18 protein-coding genes are annotated in these 21,330 nt (G+C 71.4%); 7 read left to right on the top strand and 11 right to left on the bottom strand.

Features of this window, described 5'->3' with window-relative positions:
- The first annotated feature begins 55 nt into the window (after nucleotides 1-55).
- Both VFW66_14175 and VFW66_14180 read left to right on the top strand, forming a co-directional pair.
- Entirely contained in the window at nucleotides 56-1,027 is a 972-nt protein-coding gene (locus tag VFW66_14175) for a polysaccharide deacetylase family protein (GenBank protein ID HEX5387846.1), read from the top strand.
- Nucleotides 1,011-2,201: a heparan-alpha-glucosaminide N-acetyltransferase domain-containing protein gene (locus VFW66_14180; GenBank protein HEX5387847.1), complete on the top strand. Its 1,191-nt coding sequence runs from the start codon at nucleotides 1,011-1,013 to the stop codon at nucleotides 2,199-2,201. The genes VFW66_14175 and VFW66_14180 overlap by 17 nt, the downstream gene beginning before the upstream one ends.
- Here VFW66_14180 and VFW66_14185 read toward each other — a convergent pair.
- The 11 genes from VFW66_14185 to VFW66_14235 form a co-directional block, all read right to left on the bottom strand.
- Nucleotides 2,185-3,030 (bottom strand): formyltransferase family protein, encoded by an 846-nt coding sequence (locus VFW66_14185; GenBank protein HEX5387848.1) that lies wholly within the window; start codon nucleotides 3,028-3,030, stop codon nucleotides 2,185-2,187. The two genes, VFW66_14180 and VFW66_14185, sit on opposite strands and share 17 nt — an antisense overlap.
- The gene (locus VFW66_14190) at nucleotides 3,027-4,592 is read right to left on the bottom strand and encodes an oligosaccharide flippase family protein (GenBank protein ID HEX5387849.1); all 1,566 of its coding nucleotides are present in this window, start codon (nucleotides 4,590-4,592) and stop codon (nucleotides 3,027-3,029) included. The genes VFW66_14185 and VFW66_14190 overlap by 4 nt, the downstream gene beginning before the upstream one ends.
- Nucleotides 4,593-4,616: 24 nt before the next feature.
- A complete protein-coding gene (locus VFW66_14195; GenBank protein ID HEX5387850.1) occupies nucleotides 4,617-5,360 on the bottom strand; it encodes a GNAT family N-acetyltransferase in 744 nt (247 codons plus the stop codon).
- Nucleotides 5,357-6,445 (bottom strand): GNAT family N-acetyltransferase, encoded by a 1,089-nt coding sequence (locus tag VFW66_14200; GenBank protein HEX5387851.1) that lies wholly within the window; start codon nucleotides 6,443-6,445, stop codon nucleotides 5,357-5,359. Before VFW66_14200 ends, VFW66_14195 begins: the two co-directional genes overlap by 4 nt.
- Nucleotides 6,435-7,847: a hypothetical protein gene (locus tag VFW66_14205; protein ID HEX5387852.1), complete on the bottom strand. Its 1,413-nt coding sequence runs from the start codon at nucleotides 7,845-7,847 to the stop codon at nucleotides 6,435-6,437. The genes VFW66_14200 and VFW66_14205 overlap by 11 nt, the downstream gene beginning before the upstream one ends.
- A 6-nt stretch (nucleotides 7,848-7,853) precedes the next feature.
- Nucleotides 7,854-9,200, bottom strand: a complete 1,347-nt coding sequence (locus VFW66_14210; GenBank protein ID HEX5387853.1) for a hypothetical protein — start codon at nucleotides 9,198-9,200, stop codon at nucleotides 7,854-7,856.
- Nucleotides 9,197-10,384, bottom strand: coding sequence for a peptidogalycan biosysnthesis protein (locus tag VFW66_14215; protein HEX5387854.1), 1,188 nt, complete (start codon nucleotides 10,382-10,384; stop codon nucleotides 9,197-9,199). Before VFW66_14215 ends, VFW66_14210 begins: the two co-directional genes overlap by 4 nt.
- Entirely contained in the window at nucleotides 10,381-11,352 is a 972-nt protein-coding gene (locus tag VFW66_14220; GenBank protein ID HEX5387855.1) for a 3-keto-5-aminohexanoate cleavage protein, read from the bottom strand. The genes VFW66_14215 and VFW66_14220 overlap by 4 nt, the downstream gene beginning before the upstream one ends.
- Nucleotides 11,349-12,548, bottom strand: a complete 1,200-nt coding sequence (locus VFW66_14225; GenBank protein HEX5387856.1) for an AMP-binding protein — start codon at nucleotides 12,546-12,548, stop codon at nucleotides 11,349-11,351. Before VFW66_14225 ends, VFW66_14220 begins: the two co-directional genes overlap by 4 nt.
- The gene (locus VFW66_14230; GenBank protein ID HEX5387857.1) at nucleotides 12,545-13,837 is read right to left on the bottom strand and encodes a glycosyltransferase; all 1,293 of its coding nucleotides are present in this window, start codon (nucleotides 13,835-13,837) and stop codon (nucleotides 12,545-12,547) included. Before VFW66_14230 ends, VFW66_14225 begins: the two co-directional genes overlap by 4 nt.
- Nucleotides 13,838-14,028: 191 nt before the next feature.
- On the bottom strand, nucleotides 14,029-14,481 hold the full coding sequence (locus VFW66_14235; protein ID HEX5387858.1) for a MarR family transcriptional regulator: 453 nt from the start codon (nucleotides 14,479-14,481) through the stop codon (nucleotides 14,029-14,031).
- Between the two features lie 148 nt (nucleotides 14,482-14,629).
- On the opposite strand from VFW66_14235, the gene VFW66_14240 reads away from it, so the two are divergent.
- The 5 genes from VFW66_14240 to VFW66_14260 all read left to right on the top strand — a co-directional run bounded on the left by VFW66_14240 (nucleotide 14,630) and on the right by VFW66_14260 (nucleotide 21,011).
- Nucleotides 14,630-16,138 (top strand): TolC family protein, encoded by a 1,509-nt coding sequence (locus tag VFW66_14240; GenBank protein ID HEX5387859.1) that lies wholly within the window; start codon nucleotides 14,630-14,632, stop codon nucleotides 16,136-16,138.
- 80 nt (nucleotides 16,139-16,218) lie between these two features.
- Nucleotides 16,219-17,286, top strand: a complete 1,068-nt coding sequence (locus VFW66_14245; GenBank protein ID HEX5387860.1) for an efflux RND transporter periplasmic adaptor subunit — start codon at nucleotides 16,219-16,221, stop codon at nucleotides 17,284-17,286.
- Nucleotides 17,283-20,414 (top strand): efflux RND transporter permease subunit, encoded by a 3,132-nt coding sequence (locus VFW66_14250; GenBank protein HEX5387861.1) that lies wholly within the window; start codon nucleotides 17,283-17,285, stop codon nucleotides 20,412-20,414. Before VFW66_14245 ends, VFW66_14250 begins: the two co-directional genes overlap by 4 nt.
- 17 nt (nucleotides 20,415-20,431) lie before the next feature.
- On the top strand, nucleotides 20,432-20,713 hold the full coding sequence (locus VFW66_14255) for a type II toxin-antitoxin system RelE/ParE family toxin (protein ID HEX5387862.1): 282 nt from the start codon (nucleotides 20,432-20,434) through the stop codon (nucleotides 20,711-20,713).
- Entirely contained in the window at nucleotides 20,688-21,011 is a 324-nt protein-coding gene (locus VFW66_14260) for a HigA family addiction module antitoxin (GenBank protein ID HEX5387863.1), read from the top strand. Before VFW66_14255 ends, VFW66_14260 begins: the two co-directional genes overlap by 26 nt.
- Nucleotides 21,012-21,330: the final 319 nt, after the last annotated feature.

Consider the following 21,330-nt stretch of genomic DNA (forward strand, 5'->3'; position numbering starts at 1 on the left):
GCGGCGCCGGGCGCCTCTCTAACTTCCCGGCGCCCCTCACACTCACACGATCTCAATGCCCGGTGCGGCGTTCGCCGTGCGCGTTGCCGGCGTGGTCTTCGCCGCGCTCTCGACATCCGGCGCGGCGCGCGCGGTTGCCCAGCAGCCGGCCGCGGCCGCCGCCGTCGGCCGGGTGCCGATCTTCGAGTACCATCTGATCGGCGAGAGCGACGGCCGCTGGAGCCGCTCGCGCGAGCACTTCCGCCGCGACCTCCAACTGCTCTACGATCGCGGCTACCGGCCTATCACCGTCTCGCAGCTCGTCGATGGCGACATCGCGGTGCCAGCCGGCATGTCGCCCGTGGTCGTTTCCTTCGACGACGCTTCGCCGGGCCAGTTCCGCTACGTCGAGCGCGGCGGCCGGCTCGAACCCGACCCGCTGAGCGCGCTCGGCATCTGGCTCGCCTTCGCCGCCACGCACCCCGGCTGGTCCAATCGCGCCACCTTCTGTCTGCTCCCGGCCGCAAGCGCCGGCCATGCGTTCTTCGGCGACCGGGGGATCGAGGGTCAGCACACCGAGTGGCGCTTCCGCAAGCTGCGTTTTCTGGCGGGGCTGGGCTTCGAGCTCTGCGCGCACACGCTGTGGCACGCCAATCTGGCGACGCTCACCGACGCCGGCGTCGAGGAGCAGATCGCGCGCGGGCTCATGGCCATCGACTCCGCCGTGCCCGGCTACCATGTCCGCACGTTCGCGCTCCCGCTTGGCGTCTGGCCGAAGAACCGCGCACTGGCGCAAGCCGGCAGTTGGCGGGACGCGAAGAGCGGCCGGACGGTTCGCTACCGCTTCGATGCGATCCTCGAGGTCGCGGGCCCGGCCGCGCTGAACCCGCACGCGGCGGGGTTCGATCCGTTCCGCCTCCCGCGCATCCAGGTCGTCGGCGACGCGCTCGAGCGCACGCTCGATCGCCTCGATCGGGAGCACGCACGGTACGTCGTCAGCACGGCAACCCAGCGCGATGCCGCGCTTCCACGTGACCGCCCGCGCTGAGGCGTCTGCGACCGTGGCGCCCGCGACGCCGGCTGCCCGCGGAAGCGCCACAGCAGCCGGCCGCCTCATCTCGCTCGACGTCTTCCGCGGCGCGACGGTCGCCGCCATGCTCCTGGTAAACGCGCCGGGCAGTTGGAGCGCCATCTACCCGCCGCTCCGCCACGCCGAGTGGAACGGATGGACGCCCACCGATCTCATCTTTCCGTTCTTCCTCTTCATCGTCGGGGTCACGACCCACCTCTCGCTCATGGCCCGACGCAAGCGCGGCGACGACGAGCGGGCTCTGGTGCGCCAGGTGCTGCGGCGCGGCGTGGTCATCATCGTGCTCGGGCTCCTCGTCTCGGCTTTTCCGTTCTTCCCGCGCGACTGGATCGCGCATCTCAGAATTCCGGGCGTCCTGCAGCGGATCGGCGTGGTGTATCTCTGCGCCGGGTTGATCGTCCTCCGCTCCCCGCCCCGCACCCAGCTTCTGATTGCCGGCGCAATCCTCGTGGGCTACTGGCTGTTGCTCGCGCTCGCCCCGGTCCCGGGCGTCGGACCTGCCGCGCTCGCGCCCCCCGACGCAACGCTCGCGGCATGGCTCGACCGCCTGCTGCTCGGCGGTCATCTCTGGCCCGAGACGCGGACCTGGGATCCGGAAGGAATCCTCGCGACCGTGCCCGCCGTGGCCACGGCACTCCTGGGCGCGGCTGCGGGGCGTCGGCTCACCCGGCCCGAGCCGCTCTCGGTGCGGCTCAATCAACTGTTCGGGGCGGGCGCAATTGCGACTGTGGGGGGGCTCGTCTGGAGTTGGGGCTTCCCGATCAACAAGAATCTCTGGACCAGCTCCTACGTCGTGTTCACCGCGGGCCTGGCGGCGATGTCGCTCGCGACATGCACGTGGCTCATCGAAGAGCGGAAGGCGGCGTGGTGGGTGCACCCGTTCGTCGTGTTCGGCGTGAACCCGATCACGGCGTTCGTGGGCTCGGAGCTCGCGGCGCGGCTCATCTATACCGTGGTTCGCGTGCCTTACGGCGGCGCCAGCGTGCCGGTCGAGACCGCGGTGTTCCGGGCCGCGTTCGCGTCGTGGCTGCCCGCGCGCGCGGCGTCGCTCGCTTTCGCGATCGTGTTCGTGGCGTGCTGGTACGTGGTGCTTGCCGCGCTCTGGCGGCGGCGGATCATCCTGAAGGTGTGAGCGTGGAGCGCCCCGCACGGCGAGCCCCGACGCGGCGAGCCCGGACCCGCCGCCTGAGCTCGCGCTTGTCGCGCCCGGTCGGCCGCAGGAAAAAGCGGCCGCGCGCGGGGTCTTGAGCCCGAGCAGGCACGGGACCTTGGGTCAACCGCTCGACTGCCGTCACCAGCAGTCGAATGCCGGCCGGCGCAAGTTGCTCCCTCCAGTAGCGCGTGAGATATCGCATCGGATCCCCCGGCGGCATGAGGTCGAGCGGTAGCCGCTCCTGCAGGATGATGTCGCCTTGGTCGAGCCGCTCGTTCACCCAGTGCACGGTGAGCCCCACCTCGGGCGTGCCCTCGTACAGCTCCCAGAATGCGGGCGCCGAACCGCGGTATTCGGGCGCGTGGCCGAAGTGCAGGTTGATGGAACCGAGCCGGGGGAGCCTGAACAACGACGGGAGCAGCCGGGGCGTGGCTACGACGACGCCCAGATCCGGTGCAAGGGCGCGCACCCGCTCGAGCGTGCTCGCGGAATGGAAATCCGCGACGTGCTCGTACTCCACTCCCGGGCAACGCTGCGCGGCATATTCCGCCAGACGCGCGGCGGGAGGCTCCCCGCGCAATGCCCGAAGGCCCCGCGCCGCCGCGCCGCGCAGCACGGCGCTCGCGCCGCCATAGCGCCACATACGGAGCGCCTTGCGGAGAGGTGGGCGCTTGCGAAGCGCCATCGGACCCGTGAGCGCCGCGACGCGACTCACGCCGGGCAGCCGGGCGATCTCGGCGGCCGCATCGAGCCCGATGCGGTTCACGGTAAGCACCAGCACGCAGAACGGGGCGGTCGCCCCGGTCATACGACGTCCCCTGCACCGGCGCGCGGCGCCGCGCGCGGCGCGGGCGCATCGCGCAGCATCGCACCGCGTGCCATCCCACCCCGAATCATCGCCCGCCGCGCCGCCGCCGCGAGCCGCGGCACGAGCGGAACCAGCAGCACCAGATACGCGGCGGCTGCGAGCGCGGTCGAGCTCACATCGGCGCCGGGCCAGACCCGCCGAACGGCGAGCACGCTCACCGCGCACCAGGCGAGCGGCAGCACCGCCCGGCAGGCCGTGGCACGCGCCGCCGCTGCGCCGGGCGATCCTTCGGCGGACTTGAGATTCACCACGAGCACAGCGCCGCCATACGCCGTCTGGCTGAGGAGCGCACCGGCCGCCACTGCCTCGAGACCCAGCCCGAGCCGGAGCGCGGTGAGCGACAGCACCAGGTTGAGCGCGGTGCCTGCTCCGGCGAACACCGGCAGAACCCGCTGCCGCTCCGCCGCGACGAGGCCGACCGCGCCGAGGCTCGCGAGGCCTGCCGCGACGCCGCTGAAGATGAACAGCTCGCCCGCGGGGGCGGCGGGCGCGTAGCGCGGTGCCAGCAGCGCAAGTGCGGGGCGGAGCGCGAGCGCGCCGAGGCCCAGGATCGGCGGGAAGAGCTGAACGAAGGGAAGAATCGATCGCTCGACGTGCTCGCGCACCGCGCGCGCCGCGCCGGCCGTTTCCATCCGATGATAGACCTCGGGAAAGACCACCGTGCGAATCACCCAGCCCACGGCGGCCGCGAGCCCCGCCACCGCAACCGCGAATGCGTAGTATCCCAGCATGACCCGGCCGCCGAGTGTCACCACGGTCAGCCGATCCACGCTGGAGAGCAAGCGTGCCAGTCCGAGCGCAATGGCGAACGGAACCCCGACGCTGAGCAGCCTCCGCACGCTCGCTACGTCGAACGCGGGTCTGAGCGGTACCATGCCGGGCAGGAGGCCGAGGGAGAGGACATTGCCGATAACCAACCCGACCAGCGCGCCGTCGAGCCCCCACCGCACCGCCAACCCCAACGTGCAGACGAGTTGCAGCACAGCATGCGCGAACTCGAGGCCCGCGTAGCGGCGCAGATTGGCCTGCACTCTGAGCGCGATGAGCCCGTACACGTAGAGCTGCTCGGCGAGCACGGCGGCCGCGAACGCGCGGAGCTCGAACGCGCGCTCGGGCTCTGTGACGGCAAACGACGCCGCGAGCGCCACCGCCGCGATCGCGCCGAACACCACCAGCACGTAGCCCAGCGCCGCGCGCGCGGGACCGTCTCGAGCGGCCCCCGTCTCGAAGCGGCCGCGCGCCCGCGTCAACTCGAGCTCGAGGCCGCGGTGGATGCCGAGCGCCGCGAAGCCGGCGTAGCCGAGGCCAAGGCGAATGAGGGCCCAACCGCCGAATGCGGCCGGCCCGAGCAGGGTGGCGAGCACGAGGCCGCGGATCGCAAGTACGCCGGCGATCGCCGCCCGGGCCGCGCCGTAAAGTGCGATGCGGCGGAACGTGCTCCGCGGCGGTGCGATGCCACGCGGGGGACCGGCCTGCTGCGTCGGGGCGGCCGCCGCGCTCATGCGTCGCCGCTCATGCGTCGCCGCTCATGCGTCGCCGCTCGCGCATCTCGCCTCATCGGGAAGGGCCGTTGCCTGCACGACCGGTCCAGCAAGCGTGAGCTCGAGTGGCCGCTCCCACGCACGGTACCGCATGCTCCGGAGCCAGAGCAGCTTGAGGGACCGCAACTCGCCCAGGATGCGCGGCGCGCGCCCGCTGGATTTCTCCGCGGTGCGAAAGGAAGCCGCGTTGTGCACCGCGATCACGCGCCAGGCAAGCCGGTATCCCTGGTCGCGCGCCCACTGAAGTCGCGCCCGCGCGAGTGCCGTGCCGATCCCTCGGCACCGCTCGGCAGGCGGCGTGTAGAGCCCCCAGAGATAGGCGGCATCGCTCGGGAGGGGGAGCGGAAACGTTTCGATGTCGCGCTCCATCCGCTCCGAGCACCAGGCGTAACCCACCGGCGCGGCGCCGCGCCAGGCGACGAGCAAGGTGCGGCCGCGCGCGCTCGCCATCGCCATGATCGTCCGCGTCCGCAGGCTCGCGAGCGGCGCCATCCGGGCCCAGTCGGGCCCGGAGAACTGCCTGATCTCGATGCCGGCCGGGGGCGGTGCATCGGTGGACCAGGCAAGCTCCTGCTCCAGCACGAGCGAGCGACTCCAGCGCACGAGGCGATAGGCAGTCCGCTGCGCCAGCTCCTCGCAAACGCCTCCAAATCGCTCCCGCCGCCACGCATTTGCCGCGTCGCCGGGAAAGGTGCGCGCGTCGTGCAGATACTTGCGGATGCGGTTCATTCGCGCCGGCCTTCCTCGCCGCCAAGCGGCGCAAGCCCCTGATCGGTTTCGTGCAGCAGCCGCGAATGCGCGAACAGCTGCTCGAGTTTTGCCCTCCCGGCGCGCATGCGGATCGCGACCAGCGGCACCAACGGATCAAGGGCCGGTGCGAATCCCCACGTCCGCTTCGACCGCGCTACTCCGTCGTTGAGGAACGGCACCGTACGCCCGAGGTCGATCCGTGTGTGGCCCTGCGCCCGCGCCCATGCGAACGAGAGCGCCTGCAGGGCCGATTCGGCGCCCTCCCGAAGCAGCCGAACATCCCCGCCCGCCAGCCCCCCGACCGGGCACCAGATTCCGTCCGCGCATGGCACCACGCACATCCCCGCTATGCGCCGCCCGTCGCGCCGAGCGAAATGGATCGCTCCGCGGGCCGCGAGCGCGCGCCGGAGATGCGCGGAGGGGACCCATGCATCGGCGCCGAATCGGCTGCGGGCCGAAGGGACGACCATGCCGGCAAAGAACTCCTCCCAATCGGACGGCGCCGTGGCGATCTCGAGCCGGTAATCGTACCGTGCGACCTTGCGCAGGTTGGCTCGAAGACTGTCCGATGGGTCCGGTGGCGGTACGGTGGCGGTCGTGCCGACCCAGCGCACCGCCTCAGGCACCGTGATCCAGCCGGCCCGCCGGAAGGCGGGCGCAGCCCAGCGATGCACGTGTGCCATGGTCATGTCGGCGTCGAGCCGCGCCAAGGCGGCGGGGCTCCAGAGCGGCGCGCGCGCCGAAACGCCGGAGTTCGCACGCGCGGACGGTTCCGCTCCGAGCGCACCGAGCAGCGCCTCGAATCGCCCGGCGCGCCCGGCGCACGCGACCGACAGTTCGGCACCGTCGAGCATCGCGACATGGCGGCTGACCGTCCCGACGAGCGAAAACGGCAAGGCCAGCGTTCGATGCGCCGCGGCCCAGCGCCCCGGGCGCCGCGAGGTGTATGTCGGCACCACGAATCGCCGCTCCACGTCGGCCGCCAGGCGCGCGGGCGCGTGGCGCACGCCGCCACCGACGCCGGCCCGCTGGCCGCGCATTCCCACGCGCTCGCTAACGGCCATCCGAATCCCGGCCTTGGCAGGCCCCGGCCGCCAGCGCGGCGAAGTCGCGCGCCGCCTGCTCGCGCGTCCGCGCGAAGACGGCCACACCCACGACGCCGTTGCCAACCGCCGCGGCGTGGAACGGCACCACGCCGGTGCCGGTGCGCGGATCAAACAACCGGCCGCCCAGCAGCGTCCGAAGCTCTGTAAACGACCGCGCTGGCGTCGCGATCCGGCCGGCGGCGAATGCCGCCGGCTCGGGCCGGCCGAACGCACGCTGCCGCATAGTGAGCCGCTCCATCAGCGCCAGCGGATAGCTGGCGGAGTTGTAGCGTGGGTTGATCTCGGCCAGCACGGCGCGGCGGCGCCCGCCGAAATCCGCATACTCGACGAAGTCGAAGCCGATCACGCCCGTGAGTCCCTGGTCCGCCAGCCGCTGCGAGAGGCACAGCGCGTGCTCGACCAGCCGCGGCGCCGTCTCGGCGCACGATGGGTAAACGTTGCCGAAGTGGGCACCAGCCTGGTCCAGCAGTTGATCGGTGATGCCGATGCAGGTGACGCACCGGTCCACCGGATCGATGAACGTCTGTACGTTGGGAGAGACGGCAACGTCGAGCAGCTCATCGACCAGGTACACCTGGTTGTCTTCGCGCCGGAGGATATCGGCAACGGTTTTCTCGACCTCAGCCTCGGCGGCGCCGCTCACCCAGAGACTCGTCCCGCTCGATCCCACCGACCCGCGCACAATCGCCCGACCGGTGCGCCGCGCGAACCGGCGGATCGCCGCGGCGAGCGCCGTCGCGTCCGCGCGCCGGTCGCCGGCACCCTGTGCGAGCTCGATCACGGTGCCCGGCGCCACCGGCACGCCGAGCTCGATCGCGCTGGCCCGAATCAGCTGCTTCCGGTCGGCGCGGTAGGTCGCGCTCGGATCGCCCGCGACCGTGCGCGCCGCGTGGCCCAATCCCTCGGCGAGCGCCTGGTCGGCAGCCTCCGCGTGCAACGCGTCCACCCAGACGCCTACGCGCGGGCCGAGCAGCTCGCCCAGGCGGCGGAGTGCCGGTGCGTCGGCCCGCGCGCGGACCGCCAGGGCGCTTTCAGCAAAGGAGCGCCCGGCAGGCGGCGCCGGCACGACGATGCGCTCGCGCGGCGGCCCCAGACCCCATTGCGCCAGCAGGTCGAGGAACGCGGCATCGGGCGGCTGCGCCAGCAAGACCACATCGTCGGCTCCCGCGACCGCGAGCGCCCGCTCCGCCGCGTAGGCCTGCAGGCCCGGCACCGCCGCGCAGACCGCCTCGATCTGCGGCATCGCGGTGACGCAGTGCGCGAACACGATGGGTCCTCCCAGCCGCGCGTGGCAGGCGCCGAGCGCCGGCGCGCCGAGCGCCGGCGCGGATTGCACATCGGGCCGCAGCTCGGCACCCATCGCGGCTCAGGCTCGCTCGGGCGCGGACATCGCCACGCCGGGCGCCGCGCCGTCGGCCGCCTCGCGCCGGATCGCGCGAAACTTTCCGTTCGGCCCCGGGGCGATTTGGTCGACCACCTCGACGCCGAGCTCCACATCGGGGCCGAGCACGGCTCTCGTCCGGTCCTCCGCCGCGCGCAGCGCACAGCCGTCCCAACCGGGCGCCAGCACCAGCCGGATGACCACGCGGTCGCCGCGCTCCTGCACGAATTCATATTGCCGCACCGGCAACCCGTCGTGGTACAGCATCGCGACGAACAGCTCGTACGGGTGCAGCACCCGTCCCCCGGGCAGCGTGAAAAAGTCCATGGTGCGCCCCTGGATTTCGCCGATGGTCGACCACGGCGCCCCACAGGTGCAAACCGCTGGGCCGCGGGTCGCGAGATCACCGAGCCGGTAGCGGATGAGCGGCATCGCGTAACGGTGCAGTGCCGTGACGACCACCTCGCCGGTCTCGCCCTCCTCGGCCGGACGTCCGTCCTTCAGCACCTCGAGCACGATGCTGTCGTCGGGGATGTGCTTTGCGCCCGTGGCTGCGCATTGCCAGCCGAGCAGGCCAAATTCGTGGCTCCCGTACATGTCGAAGGCGGGCGCCGCGAACGCCGACTCGATTGAATGCCGCATCGCCGGCGTGAGCACCTCGGCGCCCACCAGCACGAGCCGGGGCCGGACGGCGCGGCCGCCGTTGTCGAGCAGGTGTGCCGCGGCCCGCGCGATCGTGCCGGGGTAGCCGCTCACGACGTCGGGCGCGCACGCGCGAAGCTGCTCGGCCAGGACCTCCGGCGGGGTGAACACGTCGAGCCGCACCCTGCGATACCGGCCGAGGGCGCGCAGGGTGCGGCCGATCGTCTTGTGGTCGCGCCCGTGCACCTCGTGCGTGAGGCCGATGCTCGCCGTCACATCGCGCGCGCGCACGCCAACGCTCCGGAGGGCCCGGAGCCGGAACAGGTGCTGGAGACGGATCTCGAGCCAGGTGCGATACAACGTGATCCGCTGGCCCGATGTCCCGCTCGTGATTTGGGGGATGAGCCGGTCGGGCGAGTAGCCGCGCGCGACGACTTCAGCGGGTGCAGCGCGCGCCAGGTCGGGTTTGTTCGTAATCGGGATTCGGGCGAGATCGGCGACGCCGCGAATCTGCTCGGGGCGCACCCCGTACCGATCGAACAGGGCCCGGTAATGCGGCACCCGCGCATAGGCATGAGCGATCACGCGGCGGAGCCGGTCGGCCTGCCAGGCCTCCACCGCGCTCCGCTTGGCGCGCCCGTGCCGGGAGAGCGCGGCGGCGACTTGGGCCGTGCGCCCGATATCCATCATCGCCCGCTCCCCCGCCCGCGCCGCCCGAAGCCGGCCAGGCGCTTCCGCTCCTTGGACGCGGTGCGCGCCGCCACCACGCGCCCGAGCGCCGCGAGCAGAGCATGGCTCGTCGCCGTCGATCCCCGCACCAGCGTGACTCGGGGGCGGAGCTGCGCGCCGCGGAGCAGCTTGGGCACCAGCGCCGTCGGACCCAGATCGATCTGCCCGATGCCGCGGCCGCAGGCGATGCGCACCGGCTCGTAGATCAGATCGTTGTAGTACGCGGGACCACCTCGGTACTTCGGCAGGAGCGCCGTGAACGTGCCGTCCAGCACGCCCCCGGCCGCCAGGTTCACGCTCATGCCGACGAGCTGGTCGCCGCGCCAGGTGAGCTGAGCCCAGATGCCCGGATCGGGATCCGCGGCGAGCCGGTCGAAGAACGCCCGGCCCGCGCGCGGCTCGATGCCGTTCCGCTCTCGATATGCCGAGCGAAGCAGCGCGTCCATGGCGCCGGTGTGCCCGCGAAAATCCTCCACCACGTCGAGGCGAAGGCCAGCGGTGGCCATCGCCTCGCGCTCGGCGCGCACGGTGCGCCGCACCGCCTTGCTGCGACTCGCGACATAGCCGTCGAACGACGTCCACGTGACGGCGAGCCGCGCCGCCGCCCCGCCGTAGAGCGCTGCGTAGCCCCGGCGCCGCGCGACTTCGATCAGGCGCGTGTCGCCCGCGTCGACGAACGGCCAGACCACCGCCCTGGCACCATCGCGCCGGGCCCGTTCCTCGAGCGCCGCGAACGCATCGTCAATGGTCGCGACCGGCAGCGCCGCGACTTCACCGAGCGGCGCCGAAGCGCGTGCGAACGGCGCCATTACGCAGAGCGCCGGATTGAGGCGGAGACCGAGCCGGGCCGCCGCGGCGGCGAAGGGGCCGAGCCAGAGGTCGTGCAGGTTGCCGTCGCCGCCGTCGGCGACCAGATACGCCGGCACGATGGCCGCGAGTCCCGCCGCGCCCACGAGCGTCACGTGCCGCGCGCGCCACCCACTCAGCTCAGCGGCCACGAACCAGCGATGCTGATGAAAGCCGCGGCGCGCGAGGCGATTCCATTCGGCCGCCGCGACGTCGGAGGCACCGTCGAGCAGCTTGACGCGCGACACGCCGGGCGGCGCGTGAGCGCTTTCGGCCGCGAGCAGCGCGCTTTCGATCATGCGCCCGCCCCGGCGCCGGTGGCCGCGCCGACGGACCGCGTGCCCGCGGACGGTCCGAGCCCCAACATCGCGCGCGCACGCGCCGGGTTCGCGAGCGGACGTCCGAAGATTTCGCTCAACTGCTTCACCCGCGCCACCAGCGCAGTGTTGGTCGCGAGCTCCGACCGGTCGAACCCGTAGTAGATATTGTCCTCGAGCCCCACGCGGCAGTGCCCGCCCATGGCAATCGCGAGCGTGTTCATCGGGAGCTGGAAGAGGCCGATGCCTGCGCCCGACCAGAGCGAGTCGGGCGGCAGGTCCACCAGCATCGCGGAGAGATGGCGCGCCGTCGCCGGCGCCGAGTAGCGCGAGCCGAGCAGCAGGTTGAAGTAGAACGGCGGTGCGGCAAGGCCCTTGGTGATGAGCAGGTTCGCCGCGTTGATCATGCCGAAATCGAAGCACTCGAGCTCGGGCTTTACGCCGCGCTCCGCCATCCGCTCGGCCAGGCGGACGACCATTTCGGGGCTGTTCTGGCTGGTCCCGGTCGGGAAGTCAAGCGAGGTGAGCGTGAGACTCGCGAGGTCGGCCCGCGCGCGGCCGGAAAGGTCCAGCACCTCGCTCCGCCGCTCGAACTCGGGAAAATTCCGCCCGCTGCAGCTCACGCAGATGATCGCCTCGGGCACGTGCGCGCGGATGCCCAGGATCATCGTCTCGTACAACTCGGCCCGATAGCTCGGCGTGCCGTCGCGCTCGCGGGCGTGCAGGTGGACGATGCTTGCGCCGAGCTCGAGCGCGCGGCACGCATCGTCGATCACCGCGGCGGGACTGATCGGCACGTGCGGCGTCATCGCCCTGGTGGGCACCATGCCGGTCGGACAGAAATTGATTATCAGCTCGGGGTACGGCGTGTACGGATGCGGCAGCCGTGGGGCGGCGCCCTTGCCCCGGGCGCGGGGCCCCGGCGTGCTCGGGGGAATGCGGGCGATCATGCGTCGCTCCGATCGGATGACGAAGTCGGTGCGGATCCGGACAGTGGGGCGGGCCCGTCGGCGAGCCGGTCCACCGCGCGGACGCCGTGGTCCGCCCGCGCGGGGTCGGGTTGGCGCGCAGGGGTCGCACGCATCCGGGGATGCCGGCCGACCCGCCGGCTCGCCCGATACCGGACGAGGCCCTCGACGCGCTCCATCGCGGCCGTGAGTCCGTTCGCCGCGACTCGGCGACCGTCCAGCTCGCGGGCGTCCGCCTCCCGCCCGCTCACCAGCTCGAGCAGCGGCAGCGGGGACCCGCATGCGCACTGCCCGGGCTGGAGCACGCCGCGGTCGCCGGTGGCATAGCGGAGGAGCGGCATCGCACGATTCACCAGCACCGACACCAGGATCTCGCCCTCCTCGCCGGTGCTCGCCACGCGGCCGTCGGGCCGCACGATCTCCACGTGAAGTACGTCGGCGTTCACGTGCCGGCCGCCCGCAAGGCACTCCCAGGCGATTTCCTTCGTCTCCGCGCTACCGTAGACGTCGAGCACCGGCGCGCCGTACGCCGCGGCGACCTCGGCGCGGGTTGATGCGTGTAGCGGCTCGCCGCTCGCGAACACCGCACGGACCGAAAGCATTCGCCCCGTCCCGGAGAGCGCGCGCCCGGCCGCGAGCAATGCGGACGGAGGTCCGTAGACCGCCGCCGGCCGATGCGCGGCCAGCTTCTCCGCCATCCGCTCCACCGGCTGCATGACACTGATCCGGCGGAAGACGCCCAATCGCTCCATCGCGGAGCGGCCTTCCGCGGCCGGCGGAATCGCGTCGAGCACCGCGATGCGATCATGTGGCGATACCCCGCACGCCCCGCGCGCGCGCAGCTTGACGCGGTACCTGAGGAGCGACCACGCGCGGGGATCGAAGTACATTCGAAACGGTTCGGCGGTCGAGCCCGATGAAAGCGAGGATGCCCACCAGGGGCGGATCCAGCCGTCGCGCACCGCGCCGGTGCCGGCGAGCCGGAGCTCGCGCGCGGACACCGGTGGAAGCTCGGCGAGCGCCGCGAAGACGTCGCGCTCGCGAAGCGGGCGCCCGATGCCGGCGCCGCCGAGCCGCGCGGCCCAGAAGTGGGTGCGACCGGCCCAGCCGAGGAGCGTGAGGAGGCGCCGCCGCGCAAGCGCGGCGCACTGATCGGCAGAAGCCGGCAATGGCATCATCGCTGGGTGACGAGCGGGCCGGCCGCGGGCGGGCCGTCCACCGCAGCGAGATTGTGAACGGCGGGCTCGCTCCCAGACGAGCGCTCTGCCTTCGTGACCCGCCTCGCGGCGGCGTACACGGCGAGGTACTTCTCCGCCACCGCGGCCCACGAGAAGTGCGACACCGCGCGGGCACGATTGCGCGTCGAGATCGCAGCGCGAAGCGCCGGCTGCTCGCCGAGGCGGCGGATGGCGGCGGCCAGCGCACCGGGATCGCGAGGCGGCACGAGAAAGCCGTGCTCGCCCTCGTGCACGACCTCGGGGATCCCGCCCACCGCCGTGCCGACGACCGGCAGCCCCGCCGCCATGGCCTCAGCGAAGACGTTGCCGAACGCTTCCTCGCGCGACGGAAGCGTGAACAGATCGGCATCGCGCAGCCGCTCGCCTACCGCGGCCCGCCCCACCGCGCCGGTGAACCGCACCATATCACCCAGGCCGAGCCGGCCCGCAAGGTCGCGGAGCGCCGGCTCCGCCGGCCCGCTTCCTACGATTTCCAGCCGGTAGCGGCCGTGCTCCAGCCGGGCCACGGCGAGCAGCAGATCGTCCAGACCCTTGCGCTCGACCAGCCGCGCGACCGCGATGCACCGGATCGGGCTGCCCGCGCAAGCGCCGGCAGCGGCGGCGGCGGCGGCGGCGGGCCGGAAGCAATCGATGTCAACGCCGTTCGGGATCACCGTGTAGCGGAGCCACGGATCGGTGCGGAGCGCGAGCCGACCCAGGCTCTCGCACACCGCCACGACGCGGTCGGCGCGGCGCCAGATCGCACGCGTTACCGGGCGGAGGAGACGATGGGCGCGCTGCAGGCCGCGGTTGGACGGGTCGTACCCCGGCACGTCCGAGCCCCGCAGTGACACGATCGTGGCCTCCCCGCCGCGAAAGAGCGGCAGGAGCATTCCCGTCGGCAGCGAGAAGAAGAAGTGCGCGACATCGTAGGTCACGCCGCGCCGCAGCCGCCGCACGCACGGCAGCGCCGCCGCGAGGTAGCTCGCGGCATCCAACATGGTGGCCTCGTGCACGGCGGTGCGCCGGCTGCGCACCCGATGCACGGTGAGGCCGCGGCCCTCTGCCACGACGGGCGGGATCGAGCGATCGCCGGGGTGCGCGGTGACCACGTCGACCCGGATGCCGCGGCCAGCGAGCGCCGCCGCGAGGGCTGCGGTGGCGACCCCAGCACCGCCGCCCACCGGGGGATACTCGTAGTTGAGCACCAGCACGCTGCGGACGTTCGCCTGCGTCGGCCTGGTGGACACGCGTGCATCCATTTCCGACCGGACGTCCGGAGCTCCGAGCGATAGCACAGCGGCTCGACAACTGCCGCCCGGTCTATGAGTTGGCTTGCGGAGGGCGGGGTGGCAAGAGCCACGCCAATCAGAACTGCGGCGGGCAGCCGTGCAACGTCAGCGCGGGTGTGACAGTCCGGCGCGGAACTGTGGCGCTGCCTCTACGACGGAGACGCGCGCCGGGCGATGCGTCGCCGGACCGGGCGCCGGCGCCACTCCGCCAGCGCACCGGCCAGAGCGGCAATCATGAGGGTGTATGCGGCATCGATGTCGCGGAACCGCGCATCGACCACCGTGCTCGCCCGACGGGGGCGCGCGGGCACGGCGCGAATGAGGCCGCTGAAACGTCGCATGCGGTCGAGCCGTAGCTCCATGGTGCGCGCCGGCAGGTCCGCCGGAACCTGGTAATAGATGCGCCTATCGGCCGGCCGCCGCACCCGCTCCACGATGCCCCGCCGCTCCAGCAGCCGGCTCTCCGTGCTGACGCTCGCCTTGCTGGCCTGCAGCGCGCGCGCGAGCTGGTCGAGCGAGCGCGGCGCCGGACTCAGCAGAAGGCAGCCGAAGAGCCGGCCGGCGGTGCGCGAGAATCCCTCGTCTTCGAAGAAGAGGGCCACACGCTCGACGTAGTCGGCGGCGCCGGGAGCGAGAACCGATTCCGAGGGGGGCTTGGGCAGCGAGGGCTCCGGGAAAAACGCGGTTGCAAGATTAACTTCGTTCAGTATGTTCAGGCAAGACTGAATCTTCGTGGAGACGCGCCGCACGATGGCCCTTCCGCCCGGAGTCCGGTGCCCGAGAGCCGCCGGCCTCGTCGCCGTCCTTGCGCTCGCCGGCTGCGCTCCCGGGCTCCCCGGGCCGGGCGGCGCCCACGCCACGGCACCGGCACCCGAGGTGCCGTGGACCCCGCCAGCCACGGCGCCCGCCAAGGCGCCGGCCCCGCCGGGCGCTCCGCGCGCGGGCGCGCCGGCGGCCGCCCTGCCGCCCGACCTGGCCGGCCGGCTCCAGCACCTCACCTCCACCGATATCGCCGACCTCGCCCTCCGCAACAACCCGGCGACGCGCGAGGCATGGGCGAACGCGCGCGCCGCGGCGGCTGCCTACGGGACGGCCCGCGGCGCATATTACCCGGCCGTCGATGCCGCCGCCTCGATCGAGCGGATCAAGACCATCGCCACCGGCGGCCGCGTCGCCGCGTCGCAGACGATCTACGGACCCAGCGCCTCGCTCTCCTGGCTCCTGTTCGATTTCGGCGCCCGGAGCGGTGCCGTCGAAGGCGCGCGCCAGGCGCTCCTCGCGGCCGACTGGACCCACAACGCCACCATCGCCGACGTGGTGCTCGGCGCCGAGGTCGCTTTCTATCAGTATCTCGCCGATCAGGCGCTCATCTCCGCACAGGAGGCGTCGCTGCGCGATGCCGAGGCGAACCTCGCCGCGGCCGAGGCACGGCAGAAGGTCGGCGTCGCCACCATCGCCGACGTGCTGCAGGCCCGCACCGCGCTGTCGCAGGCCCGGCTCGCGCTCGAGACCACGCAAGGCGCCCGGGAAACCGCCCGCGGCGCACTCGCCCTGGCGCTCGGCCTGCCCGCCAGCCTGCCGTACGATGTCGACAGCCTCGCCGCCCCCGAGCCCATCGCGCCGGTGGCCGATAGCGTGGAGGCCATCATCGCCCGCGCGGTGCGCGAGCGGCCCGATCTCGCCGCCACACGCGCGCAGGCGGCGCAGGCGGAGGCGCGCGTCCGCGAGTTGCGCGGGGCGCGGCTGCCCTCGCTCCAAGCCACCGGGACCGGCGGTTTCACCTACCTGGCCAACCGGCCCGGCGGCGGCAACAACTACACGATCGGTCTGGGCCTCAGCATTCCGCTGTTCAATGGCTTCGCGCGGGAGTACCAGCAGCGGGAGGCCCAGGCGCTCGCGGAGGCCGCGCGGGCTCGCGCCCAGACGACGGAACAACAGGTCAGCTTTGAGGTGTTCAGCGCGTATTATTCGCTGCAGACCGCCGCGCGCCGGGTCCGCACCGCCGCCGATCTCCTGGCGAGCGCCGAGCAGTCGGTGGAGGTGGCACTCGGCCGATACAAGGCGGGTGTCGGCACGGTGCTCGACCTCCTCGCAGCCCAGAGCGCGCTTGCCGATGCACGAGCCCAGCAGGTGGACGCACGCCTCACCTGGCAAACCTCACTCGCTCAGCTCGCCCACGACGCCGGCGCGCTCGATGCCCACGGCCGCGCCGACCTCCGCCTGAGCCCGGACACCGTCCAGACCACGCCCAATCGATGAAGCACGCGACCGCCCTGACCGCCCTGACTGCCCTGACCGCCTTCGCGTGCAGCAAGCCCGCGCCGCGCGAACAGCCGCCCGTGCCCATCAGCGCTGCACGCGTCGTGCGCCGTGCGGTGCCGGTCACCCTCGAGGCCCCCGGCGTCGCCGAGCCGCTGCAGACGGTCGCGGTGCAGTCGCAGGTCGAGGGCGTGCTGCAGCGGGTCAACTTCCACGAGGGCGACGAGGTCAGGGCTGGACAGGTGCTCTTCGTGATCGACCCGCGCCCTTACCGCGCCGCGCTCGACCAGGCGCAGGCCGTGCTCGCCCGCGATCAGGCCCAGCTCGACAACGCGCGGGCGGACGCGAAGCGGTTCGCGGCGCTGGTGGCAAAGGAGTACGTGACGCCGCAGCAGTACGAGCAGACGAAGACGACCGCCGCCGCGCTCGAGGCCACGGTCGCCGCCGACAAGGCGGCGGTCGAAACGGCGCGCCTCAACCTGCAGTACGCCACCATCCGCGCCCCGATCACCGGCCGCGCGGGCGGCCTGCTGGTGCGCCCGGGCAACCTCGTGCGGGCCAACGGCGACACGCCGCTCGTCATCATCAACCAGATCCACCCGATCCTGGTGCGCTTCTCGGTGCCGGCCACCGCGCTGCCCGAGATCCGCCGCTTCCAGAACAAGTCGCTCGCGGTGCACGCGCGCCCCACGGGCGACGGGCCCGAGTCGGCCGGCACGCTCACCTTCGTCGATAACGCAGTCGATACGGCAACGGGCACGATCCTGCTCAAGGCCAACTTCGCCAATGCCAACGGGGCGCTTTGGCCGGGCGAGTACGTCAACGTGACCCTCGAGCTGTACGTCGAGCCCGATGCCCTCGTCGTGCCGACCTCGGCCGTGCTCTCCGGCCAGCAGGGCGCGTATGTTTTCGTGGTGAAGCCCGACCGCACCACCGAGTCGCGCGACGTCGCCGTGGCCCGCGCCGCCGGCGAGCTCACGGTTCTCAAGAGCGGCGTTGCGCCGGGTGACCAGGTCGTCACCGAGGGCCAGCTCCGGCTCACGCCGGGTGCGAAGGTCCAGATCAAACCGGCGTCCGGCACGGCCGAGGGTGCGCCGGACACGGCGCAGGGCTCCGCACCGGCCGCCGCGGCTGCGAGGGGCACATGAGCATTCCCGGGTTGTTCATCCGGCGGCCGGTCATGACCACGCTGGTCATGGCCGGCATTCTGATTTTCGGCATCCTGGGCTATCGGGAGCTCCCGGTGAGCGACCTGCCGAACGTCGACTATCCGACGATCAACGTGAGCGCCAATCTCTCGGGTGCGAGCCCCGAGACGATGGCGTCGGCGGTGGCCACGCCGCTCGAGAAGCAGTTCTCGACCATCGCCGGCATCACCGAGATGACGTCGACCAGCAATCTCGGCTCGACCCAGATCACATTACAGTTCTCGCTCGACCGCGACGTCGACGCCGCGGCGCAGGACGTGCAGGCGGCCATCGCCCAAGCGCTCCGGCAGCTCCCCCAGGACATGCTGCCGCCGTCCTACCGCAAGGTGAATCCGGCCGACAATCCGATCCTCTATTTCGCGCTCACGTCGAAGACGCTCGCCCTCTCCAAGGTCGACGAGTACGCGGAGACCTATCTCGCGCAGCAGATGTCGACGGTGGACGGCGTGGCGCAGGTGCAGGTGTACGGCGCGCAGACCTACGCGGTGCGCATCCAGCTCGATCCGCGCGCGCTCGCGGCCCGCAAGATCGGCATCAATGAGGTGGCGGACGCCGTCTCGGCCGGCAACGTGAACATGCCGACGGGCGTGCTCTGGGGCACGCAGAAGGCCTACACGGTCGAGGCCACAGGGCAGCTCGAGGACGCCGCGGCCTTCCGGCCGCTGGTCGTGGCCTACCGCAACGGTGCGCCGGTACGGCTCGACGAGCTGGGCAACGTGATCGACGGGATCCAGGACAGCCACGTGGCCGCCTGGTTCAACGGCACCCGGGGCGTCGTGCTCGCGGTGCGGCGGCAGCCGGGCACCAACACGGTCGCCGTGGCCGACGCCGTGCGACAACTCGTCAACCGCCTCAAGGCCCAGTTGCCCGCTTCGGTCCAGGTCGAGCTGCTCTTCGACCGTTCGACCTTCATCCGCGAGTCGGTGTCGGACGTGAAGTTCACGCTGGCGCTCACCATCGGCCTCGTGGTGATGGTGATCTTCCTGTTCCTGCGCAATCTCCCCGCGACGGTGATCCCGAGCCTGGCCCTCCCGATGTCGCTAGTGGGCACCTTTGCGGTGATGTACCTGCTCGGATTTACGCTCGACAACCTCTCGCTGATGGCGCTGACACTCGCCGTCGGTTTCGTGGTGGACGACGCCATCGTCATGCTGGAGAACATCGTCCGCCACATGGAGATGGGAAAGACGCCCTGGCGCGCGGCGCTGGACGGCTCGCGCGAGATCGGGTTCACCATCATCTCGATGACGGCATCGCTCGTCGCGGTGTTCATCCCGATCATGTTTCTGGGCGGGCTCATCGGCCGGCTCTTCCGCGAGTTCTCGGTCACGATCGCGATCGCCATTCTGGTGTCGGGGTTCGTCTCCCTCACGCTCACCCCGATGCTCTGCAGCCGGTACCTCAAGCCGGGTCACCGCCGGCACGGGCGGCTCTACGACGCATCGGAGCGGGTGTACGAGGAGGTGCTGGGCTGGTACGAGCGCTCGCTGCGCTGGGTCATGCGCCACCGGCGCGCCACGCTCGGGGTGCTCGGGCTCCTCATCGTCGGCACGGTGTGGCTCGGCCTCGCGATTCCGAAGGGGTTCCTCCCGAACGAAGACCAGGGCCAGCTCTTCGCGACCAGCGAGGCGGTGGAGGGAGCCAGTTTCGACGCGATGGTCGCCCTCCAGCAGCAGGCCGCGGATTTGATTCAGCGGGATGCGAACGTGGCCGGCTTCATGTCGGCGGTCGGCGGCGGCGGCCGCAGCTCCAGCATCAACCAGGGGCGCTTCTTCATCCGGCTCAAGCCGGCCGACGAACGCACGCTCGGGGCGGACGAGGTCGCGCGCGAGCTGTCGGCCAAGACCAACCAGATCCCCGGGCTCCGGGTGTACGTGCAGAACCTGCCCGTGATCAGCATCGGCGGCCGGGTGAGCAAGGCGCTGTACCAGTTCACGCTCCAGGGACCCGACCTCGACGCGTTGTACGACAATGCGGCGCGGATGGAGCAGAAGCTCCGGACGATTCCCGAGCTCACCGACGTGACGAGCGACCTGCAGATCAAGAGCCCGCAGGTGACGGTGAACATCAACCGCGACCGCGCAGCGTCGCTCGGCATCACGCCCGACCAGATCGAGAGCGCGCTCTACGACGCGTATGGCTCCCGGCAGATCTCGACCATCTTCACGCCCACCAACCAGTACTGGGTGGTGCTGGAACTGCTGCCCCAGTTCCAGCGCGACCTCGGGGCGCTGAACCAGCTCTACCTCCGGTCCGGCACCGGTCAGGTGGTGCCGCTTACGAGCGTCGCCACGTTCACGCCGACGGTGGGGGCGCTCAGCGTGAACCACGCGGGCCAGCTTCCGTCGGTGACGCTCTCGTTCAACCTGCAGCCCGGTGTGTCCATCGGGCAGGCGGTGTCCGAGGTTCAGGAGGCGGCCCGGCAGACGCTGCCGGGGTCGATCACCACGAGTTTCAGCGGCACCGCGGAGGCGTTCCGCGACGCGCAGAGCGGGTTGCTGGTGCTGCTCGTCGTCGCGATCCTCGTCATCTATCTCGTGCTCGGCATTCTCTACGAGAGCTTCGTGCATCCGCTCACGATCCTGTCCGGGCTCCCCTCGGCGGGGTTCGGAGCGCTGCTCACGCTGATGCTCTTCGGCTACGACCTCAGCGTGTATGGATTCGTCGGCATCATCCTGCTCATCGGCCTCGTGAAGAAGAACGCGATCATGATGATCGACTTCGCGATCGCGGCCGAGCGGGGCGGCGGAAAGTCGGCGGAGGCGGCAATCGTGCAGGCCTGCTCGGTCCGCTTCCGGCCGATCATGATGACCACGATGGCGGCGCTCATGGGCACGCTGCCGATCGCGCTCGGCGCGGGCGCGGGGGCGGAGTCGCGCCGGCCGCTCGGCGTCGCGGTGGTGGGCGGGCTCGCGTTCTCGCAGTTCGTGACGCTTTATATCACGCCGGTCGTGTACACCTACTTCGATCACCTGCAGCAGCGGTTCGGGAAGCGGAAGCGGGTGAAGGAGGAGGTGCCGGTGCGGGAGGAGGCGGATGTTCGTAGCCGCTTGCCTGTAGTAACGTGACGCGTTAACATACGAGCGTGATCCGAAGTTTCCGCGACCGCGACACCGAGCGCCTCTTTCGACGCGAGCCGGTCCGGAAATGGTCGGAGGCATTGCAGCGCACCGGCTTGCGCAAGCTCCTCATGCTCGACGCCGCTACCCGCTTGGATGATCTCCGGGTCCCTCCAGCCAATCGGCTCGAGAAACTGGCGGGGCGCCGAGCCGGGCAATACAGTATTCGGGTGAATGACCAGTGGCGGGTCTGTTTCCGCTGGTCGGGAGGCGATGCATACGATGTCGAAATCGTCGACTACCACTAAGCGGCGGCTGGCGCCCGTACATCCCGGTGAGGTTCTTCGGGAGGAGTTTCTCCTGCCTCTCGGCTTGACCCAGTATCGCCTCGCCAAGGGACTGAGTGTTCCTCCTCGCCGCATCAACGAGATCGTGCACGGCACCCGAGCCGTCAGCGCGGACACGGCCCTTCGGCTGGCGCGGTTCTTCGGCACCTCGGAGCGCTTCTGGCTCAACCTCCAGACGGCGTATGACCTGGAGCTCGAGCGCGATCGGCTCGAGGGCCGGCTGGAGCGCGAGGTGGAGGTGCTCGCCCGGGCGGGCTAGTTCAGACCGGGCAGGGGGTGGGTCGTGGACCGTCCGCCCGGCCAGGTGCATCTCTCTTCAAGGACAATGCGCGCGCGGGCGTGGTCGAAGTTGGTGCCTTCGCAGCGAGTGATCGGCTCATCATCGTCGTGCACACTTGTCATCCTGGCGATCACGGCCGTCGTCGGCCGTCGTTGTCGCGATGCGCACCGCTTTGCCTTGAGTGCGCGCCTTCAACTTCGCCGCGCCTGGCTCTGTCTTCGTGCTGGGCGCCTCCCTGTTTTCGAATCGCCCTTTCTTCAACTACGGCCCGCCATCGAGCGTCGAGCGATACCACGCC

The sequence above is a fragment of the Gemmatimonadales bacterium genome (genome assembly GCA_036279355.1).
In the GTDB taxonomy this organism is placed as follows: domain Bacteria; phylum Gemmatimonadota; class Gemmatimonadetes; order Gemmatimonadales; family GWC2-71-9; genus DASQPE01.